Genomic DNA, 14,694 nt, shown 5'->3' with positions numbered 1-14,694 from the left:
TCGCGAAGCGAACGTCGAAGTGGGGTGTTCCGAGTAAAATTCCAGCCGACGTAGCGTGTGTATTTGCGCCACGGAGAGTCGTGTCCAGTGTCCAGGGAGGAAACGGCATGAAGGAAGCCACTAAGAGGGCAACGTCGGAGGCACTCGCGCATATGCTGGCGGTGACATCCATGATCGTCATCGCCAGCGTCCTGTTCTACGGGCGATGAAGGGCTGTCTGGAGGTTCTGCGTCGCAGTTTCTTCATCGCCCGTAGGTAGGAATGTGAGCTTGATTGCTCACGCGAACGACCGAGTTGAGTTGCGTTTGAGTTAGTAGGCGTAGCGTAACAGTATTGTGTCAATCGCGCGGCGATCCGGGTCGGGACGAATTTTTCATGCGTATCGTCCCGCCTCGGCCGCCCGCGGTCGACCTTTTCAGACGTCGTTCTGTTCCCCATCTTCATTTGACTTTCCCGAAGTACGGCACGATGCCGCCTGCGAAGGTGACGAAGCAGGCCATGACGAGATCGCCGATCGCAAGTTCGTGGTCGCCATGGGCCATGATGCGAAAGCCCTCACGCATATCCACCAGCACGATGTTGTAGGGCACATGCGCGCGCGTCTCCGGCGTCGCGGCACGACAGACCAATGATGCCGCATAGATGGTACCTTCGCCCGTCGCCGCGTGATCGGTGAGCGCAAGCGAGCCGCAGGCCGCGCAGAAGCCGCGGCGGAAATACTGCAGGTGGGCACAGCACGCACAGCGCTGAAAGCGAATCGCTGCAACCCCCCTGGTCCAGTCGGACGATTCGCTCATCGCACACGCTCCCAGAACATGCTGACATGCGACGACAGCACGCCGCCATCGCCGTGCAGCAGCGCCAGCGCTGCTTCGCGGACTTGGCGAGGTCCGGCGCGCCCCGTCATCTGCAGATGCGCTTCGCTCAGATGCGCCATGGCGCCGCCGACGCCGCAATGACCGTAGCTGAGCAGCCCGCCATGGGTGTTGAGCGGCACGGCGCCGTCGCGGCTGAAATGACCGGCCCTGACCCGCGCCGCCGCCTCGCCGCGGCCGGCGAGGCCGAGATCCTCGAGCAGCATGCAGAGCGTGATGGTGAAACTGTCATAGACGGCGGCGTAGTCGACGTCTTTGATGTCTACACCCGCTGCTGCCTTCGCCTTCGCGATCGCAATCTCGGCGCCGAGCTCGCTCAGGGCCGGCGCCGCCGTGACGTGCTGATGCGTGTGCGCCTGGGCGCAGCCACGCACGCGCACCGCCGTCGCTCCGGTCGGCTCGCGGCTGATGATGATGGCGGCGCCGCCGTCGGACACCGGACAGCAGTCGAGCAGCTTGAGCGGCCGCGCCACCGGCTTCGATGCCATGACGTCCGCGATGGTGATCGGCTCATGGAATTGCGCGCCGGGATGATCGAGCGCATGCGCCCGCATCAGCACGGCGAACTCGGCGAGGTCATGCTCGGTGACGCCGTATTCGTGCATGTAGCGCGAGGCGACGAGGCCGTAATAGGCAGGGATGGTCGGCCCGAGCGGCAGCTCATAATCGGGATGGCCGACCTGGGCCAGCGCCTGGATCGACGCATCGCGGCTCTGCCCGGTCAGCCGGTTCTCTCCGGCGACCACGAGCATGTGCCTGACGACGCCGGCTTCGACCAGGTGATGCGCGAGCATCACCATCGCGAGCCCGGTGGCGCCGCCGACCTGCACCGCATGGGCGTAAGAGGGTGTGATGCCGAAGTGCTCGGCGAACACGGTTGCGAGCATGATGTGCGGCGACACCGTGGAATAGCCGCACAGGATGCCGTCGATGTCGCGCCGCGTCAGCCCGGCATCGTCGAGCGCGAGCTGCGCGGCCAGGCTCATGAGATCGAGCGAGGAGCGGCCGTCGTGTTTGCCGAACGGCGTGAGACCGGTGCCGGTGACGTAGGTCATCTGGCGCACCAAGAGCACCGCCGCGCTCCCCTCCCCCTTGCGGGGAGGGGTCGGGGGTGGGGGTGGCCGCACGAGGAGTCGTCGTGGGGTACCCCCCTCCCTGCCCCTCCCCCACAAGGGGGGAGGGAATGCGGGCAGCGTGCGTCCATCACGATTGGGTTCATCATTTCAGCAACAGTTCATCTCAATACGACTTCGGCATGCCGAGGACCTTCTCGGCGATGAAGGACAGGATCAGTTGCGGGCTGATCGGGGCGATGCGGGGGATCAGGGATTCGCGCAGGTAACGTTCGACGTGATACTCGCGCGCGTAGCCGAAGCCGCCATGGGTCATCACCGCCTGCTCGCAGGCGTGGAAGCCGGCTTCGGCGGCGAGATATTTCGCGGCGTTCGCCGCCGGGCCGCAAGGCCGGCCCTGGTCGTACTGCCAGCCGGCCTGCAGCACCATCAGCCACGCGGCCTCCAGCTCCATCCAGTTCTTCGCCAGGGGATGCTGGATGCCCTGGTTCTGGCCGATTGGGCGATTGAACACGTTGCGCACCTTCGCATAGGCCGACGCGCGCGACAGTGCGAGATGACCGAGCCCGACGGCTTCGGCGGCAATCAGGATACGCTCCGGATTCATGCCGTGCAGGATGTAGTCGAAGCCGCGCCCCTCCTCGCCCAGGCGATCCTCGACCGGAATCTCGACATCCTCGAAGAACAGCTCATTGGAGTCGACCGGCTTGCGGCCCATCTTCTCGATCTCGTGCACCTTGATCCGGCTGCGGTCGAAATCGGTGTAGAACAGGCTGAGCCCATGGGTCGGGCGCTTCACCTCCTCCAGCGGCGTCGTGCGCGCCAGCAGCAGAATCTTCTCGGCGACCTGCGCGGTCGAGATCCACACCTTCTGGCCGTTGACGATGTAGCGGTCGCCCTTGCGCACGGCACGCGTCTTGAGCTGGGTGGTGTTGAGGCCGGTGTTCGGCTCGGTCACGGCGAAGCAGGCCTTCTCGCTGCCATCGACGATGCCCGGCAGCATCCGCGCACACTGCTCTTTGGTCCCGAACACGACGACCGGATTGAGCCCGAACACGTTCATGTGGATCGCCGAGGCACCGGACATGCCGGCGCCGGATTCGGCGATGGTGCGCATCATGATCGCAGCATCGAGAATGCCGAGCCCGGAGCCGCCATACGCCTCCGGGATGCAGATGCCGAGCCAGCCAGCCTCGGCCAAGGCCCTGTGGAAGTCGGCGGGAAAACCGCCCTCCTTGTCCTTCTTCAGCCAGTAGGCATCGTCGAAGCGAGCACAGATTTTGGCCACCGCATCGCGGATCGATTCCTGGTTGGCGGAGAGCGCGAAATCCATCGTCTCACTCCCTGGCAGGCGCCGGCGTCGTCACGCCGTCGCGGATCATCGCGGCGATCTCCTCGTCCGAGAAACCAAGCTCGTGCAGGATAACCGCGCCATGCTCGTTCGGCCGTGCCGCCAGACGCAGCGGCTCGGCCTTGGTCTCGGACCAGGTCGCGGACACGCGGGTGCTGCGGATCGGACCTTCGGTCGGATGTTCGACCACGGGAAAGAAATCGGTCGCCACGAGGTGCGGATCGTTCAGCAGGCTTTCGAGGTCGTGCATCGGCATGACCGGCACATCGGCGGCATCCAGCAGATCGGTCCATTCGGCCGTGGTCCGCGTCTGAAAGATGCGCGCGAGCTCGGCATAGACGAAATCGATGTTGGCGGCACGCCGGGCAAAGCTGTTGAACCTGTCATCCGCGCGCAGGTCGGTGCGGCCGGACGCGGTGAAGAACGCGTCCCATTGCTTGTCGTTGTAGACGATCACGCAGATATGGCCGTCGGCGGTCTTGTAGGGCCTGCGGTCGGGCGACAAATGCCGCGCATAGCCGCCCTTGTCGAGCGGGGGCTGGTAGGTGAGCCCGCCCATGTGGTCGCCCATGATGAAGGCCGACATGGTCTCGAACATCGGCACGTCCAGGCGCTGGCCGCGCCCGGTGCGGTCACGGTGCACGAGGCTGGCGCAGATGGCACCGACCGCCGTCAGGCCGACGATGCGGTCGACCAGCGCATTGGGCACATAACGCGGCGTGCCGTCACCGGCGACCGCCATCAGATGCGACAGCGCCGCCCCGCCCTGGATCAGGTCGTCATAGGCCGGTTTGGCCGCATAGGGACCATCCTGGCCGAAGCCGAACACACCGGCATAGACCAGCCGCGGATTGAGCGCGGAGACCACGTCATAGCCGAGGTTCAGCCGCGCCATCGCCTGCGGCCGGATGTTGTAGAGCAGGACGTCGGCGTCCTTGATGAGCCGCAGCGCGGCCTCGCGTCCCCTGGGCTTCTTGAGGTCGAGGCAGATCACGCGCTTGCTGCGGTTGGTATTGAGATAGACCGGCCCCATGCCCGGATGATGCCACGGGCCGATCTTGCGGGTGACGTCTCCTTCCGGCGATTCCACCTTGATGACATCGGCGCCGTAGTCGCCGAGCGTCTGGGCGGCATACGGCCCCATCAGCACGGTGGTCATGTCGATGACCTTGATGCCCGCAAGCGGTCCCATCGTGGCGTCGGCTCCCTCGATGCTTGTTGTCGCCAGAGCTAACGGCACCTGATGTTCCCTAGCAAGCCGCCGCGCGGGTATGGGGCCATGCGTCAGATCCCCCGCCGCAACATTCCGTGTCGCGGATCACGGACGACGACCGCCGCGCTGCACCAGATGTTCCCCGCCGCGAGCTGCATTCTAGGATTCCATTTCAGCGTTCAGGTGTGTCAGCATGCCGGTCCAACATCCAAAACAAACACGAGGGAGAACACTCATGACGCTCTATCAGGGCAAATGCTTCTGCGGCGCGGTCGAGATCGAGGCCGATGGCGAGCCGGAGGCGATGGGCTATTGCCACTGTTCGTCGTGCCGCTCCTGGTCGGCCGGTCCGGTCAACGCCTTCACCCTGTGGAAGCCTGCGAACGTGCGGGTGACCAAGGGGGCTGACGCGATCGGCAGCTATCACAAGACCGACATGAGCCACCGCAAATACTGCACCAAGTGTGGCGGGCATCTGATGACCGACCACCCGCCGCTCGGCATGATCGACGTCTATGCCGCGACGATTCCGACGCTGAAGTTCACGCCCGGTGTGCACGTCAACTACGCGGAGACGGTGCTGCCCATCAGGGATGGCCTGCCGAAGCTGAAGGATTTCCCGGCGGAGTTCGGCGGCTCCGGCGAGATGATGCCGGAGTGAGACAAGGTCTGCTTTTCGCAAGCACCCAAGCATCGATGGCCTCGCGACAGGATCTGTCCGAGCTGTGCTGATCGAAGCCGCCCCCTTCGAAACAGAGGGCGCAGGGAAGGCCGGGTGCCGACTGGCACCCGTGGCCCCCGTGCGAAAGAAAGCACGGGGAGAGAACCACAGGTTCAGCCGGACCGACCCGGCCTTCCCTGCGCGATGGTTTTCACGCTTATTTCGCGCTCTCCTCGGTGCGCCGGCTTTTGGCCACCGTCGTCCTTGGGGATCATCATGCCCCGCGAACTTGGCATCAGCGTCGGGATGCCGGGACCACGCGACTTCACGTCCGCGCCATGCCGTTCGTCCGCGCAGACAAGCTACGCTGCGACACGTCGCGGCCACCGCCTCCCTGCCTCAACGTTCGTGACGATCGCGAAGCGCCCCTCGTGGCGAAGCAGGATGGGGAGAGTGAAGCATATTTTCTGGAAAAGCGAAACATGAATCTTTTTGACCAGGGGACTGGACAGGCCAAATCAGCCTGAAGGCCCTGGAGAAAATCGCCGCTTGGCCGATCCCGGCAGAGTTCCGCAAAAGCGCATGGGGATGATGCGCTCCGGCCCGCCGAAATGGATGGTGAAGGGAGCACGGAGTTCCGTATGATCTGCGGCGAGCCATCACGGGGTGCCCTGATCAATGCCCGCCGATCTCGTCCAGACCTTCCGCGCGTTCGCCTACAACAATGCCTGGGCCAATCACCGGCTGCTGACCGCCTGCGGCCAGCTCAGCGCCGAGGATTTCGCTGCCGAGCGCACGGGCTTTTTCCCCAGCCTGCAGCGGACGCTGAACCACATCTACATCATCGACCTATTCTACATCGACGCGCTGGAAGGCGGCTGGCTCGGCCCGATGGCGTGGCAGAACGAGGTGCCGTTCCCGCGCCTCGCAGATCTTGCGAAGGCGCAGGGCGCGATGGACCGCCGGCTGATTGCATTCTGCGAGGCGCTGACGCCGGCGCGGCTCGACGACACCGTCCGCATCAACCGCGAGAGCCGGGTACAGAACGAGCGCTGCGACCGGCTGCTGCTGCACCTGTTCCAGCACGACATCCATCACCGCGGCCAGGCGCATGCCATGCTGTCGAGCACGTCAGTGAAGCCGCCGCAGCTCGACGAGTTTTTCCCTGCGGATGATTCAAGCTTGCGGGCGAAGGATTTCGTCGAGCTGGGGTTCAGCGAGGAAAAGGTGTGGCGGAGCTGATGCACGCGTGGCTTCCCTCCCTCCGTCATTCCGGGGCGCGCGCAGCGCGAGCCCGGAATCCATAGCCACAACCGGCCGTGGGGCGCGAGATGCTCGTGGCGCCTGCCTTCGACACACCTCGTCCTGTGGTTATGGATTCCGGGCTCATTCGCGCTGCTTCAAAATGGCTTCGCCATTTTGCGCGCGAATGCCCCGGAATGACTGGGAGGAGAGATCAGCACGAGGCATTGGCCCACACCTCGCGCGGAAGCCGGTACATCACCTGCCGGCGCAACGGGCTGTCCGCCTCGACTCGCGGATGATCGAAATCCGACGCCTCGTTCCTGATCATGCCGAGCTTGCGCATGACGTTCTGTGACGCCTGATTGGCCGGCGCGGCATAGGCGATGATCTCGTGGAGGCCGAGCTCATCGAAGCCGAACGTGAGCGACGCCCGCGCCGCCTCGGTCGCAATCCCCCGCCCCCAGGCCGCGCGCGACAGCCGCCAGCCGATCTCGACCGCCGGCGTGAACGGCGCATCGAAGGCGACGCGGAACAGGCCGGTGGCGCCGAGGAAAGTGCCGGTGGCGCGATCTTCGACCACCCAGAAGCCGAAGCCGTGCGCGGCCTGATGGGCGATCTGGAAATCGATCCACCGGTCCGAGTCCTGCCGCGTTGGCAGCGCGCGGAGGAATTGCATCACGGCCGGATCGGCGGACATCGCCGCGAACGGCGCGCGATCGTCGTCGCGCCACTCGCGCAAGGTCAGGCGTTCGGTGGAGATGATCATGATGGGCAATCGGACCAGTCAATGACAAAGAGCTTCCGCATCGCGGAAGCTCTCCTGTATCACCGTCATTGCGAGGAACGCAGCGACGAAGCAATCCAGAGCGGCACGCGCGGCCCCGGATTGCTTCCGCCGCCGCCTTTCGGGCGATGGCGGACAAGTCGCTTCGCTCGCAATGACAAACGATAGACGGTCGTTGATCCTTACTTCGCCGGCTCCAGGATCGAGACGTAGTTGGCCACGGCCGCACCGCCCATGTTGAAGATGCCGCCAAGCTTGGCATTGGGGAGCTGCATGCCTTCCGGCGCGGAGCCGGTGAGCTGCATGGCGGTCATGACGTGCATGGAGACGCCGGTGGCGCCGATCGGGTGGCCCTTGGCCTTGAGGCCGCCGGACGGATTGACCGGCAGCTTGCCGTCCTTGAGCGTCCAGCCCTCCTTGATGGCGCGGGCACCCTGCCCCCGCGGCGTCAGGCCCATCGCCTCGTACTCGATCAGTTCGGCGACCGTGAAGCAGTCATGGGTCTCGACGAAGGAGAGATCGGACAGCGTGACGCCGGCTTTCTCCAGCGCGCGCTGCCAGGCCACGGTGCAGCCCTCGAAGGCGAGGATGTCGCGCTTGGACATCGGCAGGAAATCCTGCGCGTGCGCGGTCGCGCGCACGTTCACTGCTTTCGCGAAGGACTTCGCGGTCTCGCTGTCGGTCAGCACCAGAGCGGCGGCGCCGTCGGACACCAGCGAGCAGTCGGTGCGCTTCAGGGGGCCGGCGACGTAAGGGTTCTTCTCGCTCTCGGAGCGGCAGAACTCGAAGCCGAAATCCTTGCGCATCTGCGCGTAGGGATTGGCGACGCCGTTCTTGTGGTTCTTGGCGGCGATCAGCGCCAGCGCGTCGGACTGGTCGCCGTATTTCTGGAAATAGCCCTGCGCGATCTTGCCGAACACGCCGGCGAAGCCGCCGACGGTGTCGCCGTCCTCCGGCAGGTAGGACGCCTTGAGCAGGTTCTTGCCGATCTCCGGGCCCGGTGTGCGCGTCATCTGCTCGACGCCCACGACCAGCACGATTTTCGCGGCGCCGGCGGCGATGGCGCGGATGCCCTGGTGCACGGCGGCCGAGCCCGTCGCGCAGGCGTTCTCGACCCGGGTCGCCGGCTTGAAGCGCAGCGCCGGATCGGCCTGCAGCACCAGCGAGGCGGTGAAATCCTGGGGCGAGAAGCCCGCGTTGAAATGGCCGAGCACGATCTCGTCGACGTCACCGGCCGAGATGCCGGCGTCGGCGATCGCCTCGTTGGCGACCTTGACGACGAGGCTCTCGACGGTCTCGGCGTCGAACTTCCCGAATGGCGTATGCGCCCATCCGACGATGCTGGCGGTCATGCTCTCTCTCCCGAATGTCTCCCTGCCCCTCAAATGGCGCTTTGCGCCATGTGAGTCCAGAGGCTGGCGGCCGTCTCAGGCCACGAACTTGCCACCGAGCTCATCCTCAATGTGAATCCGGATGATGTCGTCGAAGGTCTTTTCCTCGGTGGTGAAGCCGAGTTCGCGAGCCCGCTTGGCCTCGAAATTCCGCGGCCAGCCGGCGACGATGCCCACAATGAAGGGATCCGGCTCCCGCTTGATGCGATCCGCCACCTTGTCGCCTGCCACGCGACGCAGGGCTGCGATCTGCTCGCCAACCGTCGCCGACAGGCCGGGCATGGTCAGGTTCCGGCGTGGGCCGATCTTGGCCGTGTCCATGGTTGCGGCATGCAGGAGGAAGCCGACCGCCGAGCGCGGCGTGGCGTGCCAGTGGCGGACGTCCTCGGACACCGGCAGCACGGCCTCCTTGCCGGCCAAGGGCTCGCGCAGGATGTTGGAGAAGAAGCCGGAGGCGGCCTTGTTGGGCGCGCCGGGGCGGATGCAGATGGTCGGCAGGCGGATGCCGACGCCATCGAAGAAGCCGCGGCGGCTGTAATCGGCCAGCAGGAGCTCACCGATCGCCTTCTGGGTGCCGTAGCTGAGCAGCGGCGCGTTGACGAACTCGTCGCCGATGGCCTCGGGGAACGGCGCGCCGAACACCGCGATCGACGAGGTAAAGACCAGCCGCGGCTTGTAGCCGTCGCCGATCAGCCTGACCGCGTCGAACAGCATCCGCGTGCCGTCGAGATTGATGCGGTAGCCCTTGTCGAAATCGAGCTCGGCCTCGCCGGAGACGATTGCGGCGAGATGGAAGATCACGTCGGGACGGTCGGCGACCAGCTTCTCGGCGAAACCGGGCACGGCGAAATCGCCGGCGATGGTGTCGACGGCGATGGACGTGTCGGGCTTGGCCGGCGCGACGATGTCCTGCAGCGTCATGCGAGTGATGGCCTTGTCGCCGAGGCGGCCGTCGCGGACGAGACGCTCGACCAGCTTGCGCCCGACCATGCCGGCGGCGCCGAGAACGAGAATATGCAAGGGTATGCTCCTTCAAATGCAACGATTGGGCGTGGTCTCAACGTTCGTCATTGCGAGCGAAGCGACTTGTCAGCCATAGCCCGAAAGGCGACGGCGGAAGCAATCCAGAGTCATCGGAATGGCTCTGGATTGCTTCGTCGCTTCGTTCCTCGCAATGACGGGAGTTGAGATCCGCGTGAGCAGCAAGCGACGCCTTGACCCGGCTCGCGGACAAAGCCGCCTACTCCTTCACCGCGCCGGTCATGGCCGACACATAATGCTCGACGAAGAAGGCGTAAAGAATGACCAGCGGCAGCGAGCCGACCAGGGCGCCGGCCATCAGCGATCCCCATTTGTAGATGTCGCCGTCGACGAACTCGTTGACGATGGCGACCGGCACGGTCTTGTTCGGCGTCGACTGCAGGAAGGTCAGCGCGTAGATGAACTCGTTCCAGCACAGGGTGAACGAGAAGATGAAGGCCGAGATCAGGCCGGGCACGGCGAGCGGCACCACGATCTTCACCAGGATCTGCCAGCGGCTGGCGCCGTCGATCAGCGCGCATTCCTCGAGCTCGAACGGGATGGTCTTGAAGTAGCCCATCAGCAACCAGGTCGAGAACGGGATGAGCAGCGTCGGATAGACCAGGATCAAGGACAACGGCGAGTCGAACAGCCCATAGGCCTGGATCACCGAGGCTAGCGGGATGAACAGGATCGACGGCGGCACCAGATAGGCGAAGAAGATCAGCACGCCGACGGTGTCGGCGCCCTTGAAGCGCAACCGCACGATCGCATAGGCCGCGAGCACGGAAGCGAAGATCGACAGCGTGGTGGCGCCGACCGCGACATACATCGTGTTCCACAGCCAGCGCGGATACTGCGTCTCGAACAGCAGCTTGGAGATGTGCTTGAAGGTCGGATGCACCACCCAGAACGGATTGTACTTCTCCATGTCGATCAGCTGCTCGTCCGGTTTGATCGACGTCAGCCCCATCCAGTAGAACGGGAACAGCAGCACCACGAGGATGATGCCGAGCGGCAGATACAGCGTGATCAGCCGGCGCGGCAGCGACTCGAGGTAGCTCATGCCCTCGGATTCGTCGGTGCCGGCCGTGGTGGGCGCCTTGGCGTGCAGCGTGGTGTCGGTCATTGGTCGGATCCTTGCTGCCATTTGCGCCGTTGCATGCCAAACCAGGAGATCGCGATCGCCGCCATCAGGAACGGGATCATCGCGGTGGCGATCGCGGCGCCCTCGCCGAGCCGTCCGGAGATGATGCCGCGCTGATAGCTCAAGGTCGCCATCAGGTGCGTGGCGTTGACGGGGCCGCCACGGGTGAGCGCCCAGATCAATTGGAAGTCGGTGAAGGTGAACAGCACCGAGAACGTCATGACGACCGCGATGATCGGCGTCAGCAGCGGATAGGTGATGAAGCGGAAGCGCTGCCAGCTGGTGGCGCCGTCGAGCGTGGCGGCCTCATAGAGCGAGGGCGACACGGTCTGCAGGCCGGCCAGCAAGGTGATCGCGACGAACGGCACGCCGCGCCAGATGTTGGCGATGATGACGGAGGCGCGCGCCCAGGAGGTGTCGCCGAGGAAGTTGATGTTCTGGGTGATGACGCCGAGCTTGATCAGCGACCAGGAGATGATCGAGAATTGGGAATCGTAGATCCACCAGAACGCGATCGCCGACAGCACCGTGGGCACGATGAAGGGGATCAGCACGATGGCGCGGATCATCGCCTTGAACGGCATGTGCCGGTTCAACAGCAGCGCGAGATAGAGCCCGATGGCGAATTTGATGGCGCTCGCCACGATCGTGTAGAGCAGCGTGTTGAACACCGACAGCCAGAAGATCGAGTCGTCCCACAGCCATTCGTAGTTCTCCAGACCGACGAAGACGCCGCTGCGGCCGATCTTCTCGTCGGTGAAGCTCATCCAGACGCCGAGCCCCAGCGGATAGGCCAGGAACAGGATCAGGAAAGCCGCCGCGGGCAGCATGAACCACAGCGCGATCACGTTGCGGTTGGTCTTGATGCGCACCCATGCCGAGGGCTCGCCGACGGCGGCGCCTCGTGGCAACGAGGTCTGAATGGTACTCATTTATCCAGCAGCTCCCTTCGAACCGTGGGGTGAGCGACGCGCGCCCACCGGCGTTCGGGACGGATAGAGTTACTCCGTCATTGCGAGGAGCGAAGCGACGAAGCAATCCAGAGTCCAACGTTCGGCCCTGGATTGCTTCCGCCGTCGCCCGTCGGGCTATGGCGGACACGTCGCTGCGCTCGCAATGACGGTGGGCACGGCGCGTTGCGCCTTGCCCACCCTCCGACGATGGCGACCGGCGCTCTCGCGCGCCGGTCGGCCTCGCCTCAGCGGAAGATGCGCTTGGCGGAGCGCTCGGCGCTCGCCATCGCCGTCTTCACGTCCTCGCGGCCCGTGCAGTAGTTCGCGAACATGTCGACCAGGACGAAGTCGGCGATCGCGGCCGCAGCGGCCTCGCCGAGCTTGCCGACGCCGGCCGGCGTGGTCGCGGTCGCCGCGACGTCGCGATACGGCGTGTTCTTCGGATCGACGGTCCAGATCGGGTTGGCGTCATAGGCCTTGAGGAAGTGCGACAGGTAGCCCTGCGCCGCCTCGATCCACGGATTGAACTGCTCCGGTTCCAGCATGAAGGCGGTGAACGCCTTGCAGGTCTGCGGATACTTCGAGAAGTTGAACACCAGGATCGGGAAGCCCAGATGCATCTCGCGGGTCTTGCCGTCGAGGCCGGGCGGCAGATGCGCGTGGTTCATGTCCTCGGCGATCTGCGGCGCCTCCTTCTTGGCGGTCACGTAGATCGAGATGCCGTTGACCGTCGCGTAGAGCTGGCCGGCCAGGAACGCCTTGTTGTTGGAGCTATCGTTCCACGACGCGGTGCCCGGCACGAAATTGTCGTACAGGCCCTTGACGTATTCGAGCGCCTTGGCGGTCTCCGGCGAGTTGATGACGACCTTGTTGTCCTTGTCGATCAAATTGCCGCCGTGCGCCCACAGCGCCCAGTGCACCCAGCCATTGGCGTCGCCCGAGGCATGGCCGAGCGCCATGCCGCCCGGGGTGCCGTTCTTGTTCATGGCCTTGAAGAACTCGGACATTCCCGCGAGATCCTTCGGGAACTCCTTGAAGCCGGCCTTTTCAGCCGCCGAGACGCGGTAGTTGATGAGACCGCCGGTGGCCGCCACGGGAATGCCGATCCACTTGCCGTCGAGCATGCCATAGGCCTTGCCCGAGTCGGTCCAGCCGCCGCACTTCTTGCCGAGGTAATCGGCGACGTCGGTCATGTCGACGCACTTGTTGGAGAACAGGAAGGGCAGCGTGTAGAGGCCCCACACCATGTCGAGCCCCTGCCCCGTATTGGCCGCGACCGAGGCCTTGGGCTGGACGTCGTCATAGGATTCGTTGGAGACGTTGATGGTGACGTTGTTGGCCTTCTGGAAGGCGTCGACGATCTTCATGAAGGCCACGTCCTCGGCCTCGACGAAGCGCTTCCAGCGCATCATGTTGATCTTGGCGCCGGGCTCGGGCTTGAAGGGCGAGGTCTGCGCCCAGGCCTTGGCGTAGCCGAGCAGGTCCTCGGCCGACATGGTCGCGGCAGCCGCCAGCAAGGTCGCGCCGCCCTTGAGCAGAGACCGTCGATCGGTGGGGAAATGAGCCATCTGAAGTTTTCTCCCGTTGAGTATTTTGCTTGTTTTGTTTGTTGTGTCGTTGCGTCGAGCGGCCGGCTCAAATCCTCCGGCCGCTATCCTTGTCGAACAGATGCGCCGCCGACGCGCGCGGGCGCAAATGGATCTTCTCGCCGGGATTGACCTCGTGGCGATCGCGGAACACCGCGATGATGTCCTGGGTGCCGATGCGGGCGACGATCTGCGTCTCCGAACCGGTCGGCTCGACCACGACGACCTCGGCTTCGATGCCGTCGCTGGCGAGCTCGAGATGCTCGGGCCGCACGCCGTAGACGACGGGGCGGCCGTCGGAGGCAGCCGGCGCGGTGAGGATCGGCAGCCGGGCGCCGTTCTCGGTCTCGACATAGACCGAGCCGTTGGACTTGAGGTGGCCGTTGAGGAAGTTCATCGCCGGCGAGCCGATGAATCCGGCCACGAACTGGTTGTCCGGCTTGTCGTACAGATCGAGCGGCGAGCCCATCTGCTCGACGATGCCGTCATGCATCACGACGATCTTGTCGGCCATCGTCATGGCCTCGATCTGGTCGTGGGTGACGTAGACGGTGGTGGTCTTGAGACGCTGATGCAGCTCCTTGATCTCGGTGCGCATCGCGACGCGCAGCTTGGCGTCGAGGTTCGACAACGGCTCGTCGAACAGGAACACCTGCGGATCGCGCACGATGGCGCGGCCCATCGCGACGCGCTGGCGCTGGCCACCGGAGAGCTGGCGCGGATAGCGGTCGAGCAGCGGCGTCAGCGCCAGGATCTCGGCGGCGCGCGCGACGCCCTTCTTGATGTCCTCCGGCCGTGCGCCGCGCAGCTTCAGCGAGAAGCCCATGTTGTCGGCGACCGTCATATGCGGATATAGCGCGTAGTTCTGGAACACCATCGCGATGTCGCGCTCTTTCGGCTGCACGTTGTTGACGACGCGCTCGCCGATCGAGATGGTTCCGGCGGTGATGTTCTCGAGCCCTGCGAGCATGCGCAGCAGCGTCGACTTGCCGCAGCCGGACGGCCCGACCAGCACGACGAACTCGCCATCCTCGATCGGAATCGTCACGCCGTGCAGCACTTCGAATCCGCCGAATGATTTGCGCACGTCGCGAATTTGCACCGACGACATCAATTTCCTCCTCAAAGACCGACAGCATTGGCTGCTTGCCGGCGGCATTCTGACCGTTGTTCTCGGCCGTTTGATCAGGCCGCTTGTCGTTTTGTAGTCCTGGTCGTGCAGTCTTGTTTTTGATGGTCTTGTTGGCTCTGGTCGTTCCGACCGGCTCCGAAACAGGGCCAGTGCGGCCGACATTGTCCGCAGTTCAGTTCGCTTCCGCAATGCCTCGCTTAGCAACCGCGTGATAGCGCTGTCAATATCGCTTGTGTACCAGACCGCCTATGCTATGAGCGAGG

At 64.7% G+C, this 14,694-nt stretch carries 13 protein-coding genes; 2 read left to right on the top strand and 11 right to left on the bottom strand.

Features of this window, described 5'->3' with window-relative positions; all coding sequences use genetic code 11:
- Positions 1-440: 440 nt before the first annotated feature.
- The 4 genes from QW887_RS01070 to QW887_RS01055 form a co-directional block, all read right to left on the bottom strand.
- Positions 441-797, bottom strand: coding sequence for a Zn-ribbon domain-containing OB-fold protein (locus tag QW887_RS01070; protein WP_315714447.1), 357 nt, complete (start codon positions 795-797; stop codon positions 441-443).
- Positions 794-1,930 (bottom strand): thiolase family protein, encoded by a 1,137-nt coding sequence (locus tag QW887_RS01065; RefSeq protein ID WP_315714961.1) that lies wholly within the window; start codon positions 1,928-1,930, stop codon positions 794-796. The genes QW887_RS01070 and QW887_RS01065 overlap by 4 nt, the downstream gene beginning before the upstream one ends.
- A 184-nt stretch (positions 1,931-2,114) precedes the next feature.
- Positions 2,115-3,281, bottom strand: a complete 1,167-nt coding sequence (locus QW887_RS01060) for an acyl-CoA dehydrogenase family protein (protein ID WP_315714448.1) — start codon at positions 3,279-3,281, stop codon at positions 2,115-2,117.
- A 4-nt stretch (positions 3,282-3,285) separates the two neighbouring features.
- Complete coding sequence (locus tag QW887_RS01055; protein WP_315749743.1) at positions 3,286-4,491, bottom strand: CoA transferase; 1,206 nt, start codon at positions 4,489-4,491, stop codon at positions 3,286-3,288.
- 256 nt (positions 4,492-4,747) lie between these two features.
- Between QW887_RS01055 and QW887_RS01050 the strand changes: the two genes are divergently transcribed.
- Together QW887_RS01050 and QW887_RS01045 are read left to right on the top strand one after the other, a co-directional pair.
- On the top strand, positions 4,748-5,173 hold the full coding sequence (locus tag QW887_RS01050) for a GFA family protein (protein WP_315749742.1): 426 nt from the start codon (positions 4,748-4,750) through the stop codon (positions 5,171-5,173).
- Positions 5,174-5,851: 678 nt separating this feature from the next.
- Positions 5,852-6,415, top strand: coding sequence for a DinB family protein (locus QW887_RS01045; protein WP_315749740.1), 564 nt, complete (start codon positions 5,852-5,854; stop codon positions 6,413-6,415).
- Positions 6,416-6,629: 214 nt separating this feature from the next.
- Here QW887_RS01045 and QW887_RS01040 read toward each other — a convergent pair whose 3' ends face one another.
- The 7 genes from QW887_RS01040 to QW887_RS01010 all read right to left on the bottom strand — a co-directional run bounded on the left by QW887_RS01040 (position 6,630) and on the right by QW887_RS01010 (position 14,410).
- Positions 6,630-7,184 (bottom strand): GNAT family N-acetyltransferase, encoded by a 555-nt coding sequence (locus QW887_RS01040; protein WP_316173940.1) that lies wholly within the window; start codon positions 7,182-7,184, stop codon positions 6,630-6,632.
- Between the two features lie 200 nt (positions 7,185-7,384).
- Complete coding sequence (locus QW887_RS01035; protein ID WP_316173942.1) at positions 7,385-8,554, bottom strand: acetyl-CoA acetyltransferase; 1,170 nt, start codon at positions 8,552-8,554, stop codon at positions 7,385-7,387.
- A gap of 75 nt (positions 8,555-8,629) precedes the next feature.
- The gene (gene denD / locus QW887_RS01030) at positions 8,630-9,613 is read right to left on the bottom strand and encodes a D-erythronate dehydrogenase (protein WP_316192707.1); all 984 of its coding nucleotides are present in this window, start codon (positions 9,611-9,613) and stop codon (positions 8,630-8,632) included.
- 220 nt (positions 9,614-9,833) lie between these two features.
- Complete coding sequence (locus tag QW887_RS01025; RefSeq protein ID WP_315714455.1) at positions 9,834-10,742, bottom strand: carbohydrate ABC transporter permease; 909 nt, start codon at positions 10,740-10,742, stop codon at positions 9,834-9,836.
- Entirely contained in the window at positions 10,739-11,692 is a 954-nt protein-coding gene (locus tag QW887_RS01020; RefSeq protein ID WP_316192708.1) for a sugar ABC transporter permease, read from the bottom strand. Before QW887_RS01020 ends, QW887_RS01025 begins: the two co-directional genes overlap by 4 nt.
- 266 nt (positions 11,693-11,958) lie before the next feature.
- Entirely contained in the window at positions 11,959-13,281 is a 1,323-nt protein-coding gene (locus tag QW887_RS01015) for an ABC transporter substrate-binding protein (protein WP_315714457.1), read from the bottom strand.
- 67 nt (positions 13,282-13,348) lie between these two features.
- On the bottom strand, positions 13,349-14,410 hold the full coding sequence (locus QW887_RS01010) for a sn-glycerol-3-phosphate ABC transporter ATP-binding protein UgpC (RefSeq protein ID WP_315714458.1): 1,062 nt from the start codon (positions 14,408-14,410) through the stop codon (positions 13,349-13,351).
- Positions 14,411-14,694 lie beyond the last annotated feature (284 nt).

Origin of the sequence: Bradyrhizobium sp. SZCCHNRI3052, from assembly GCF_032484895.1 — a bacterium.
Classification (GTDB): Bacteria; Pseudomonadota; Alphaproteobacteria; order Rhizobiales; family Xanthobacteraceae; genus Bradyrhizobium.
Note: the sequence above shows the minus strand (reverse complement) of the source record. Positions and strands in the feature narration are given on the sequence as shown.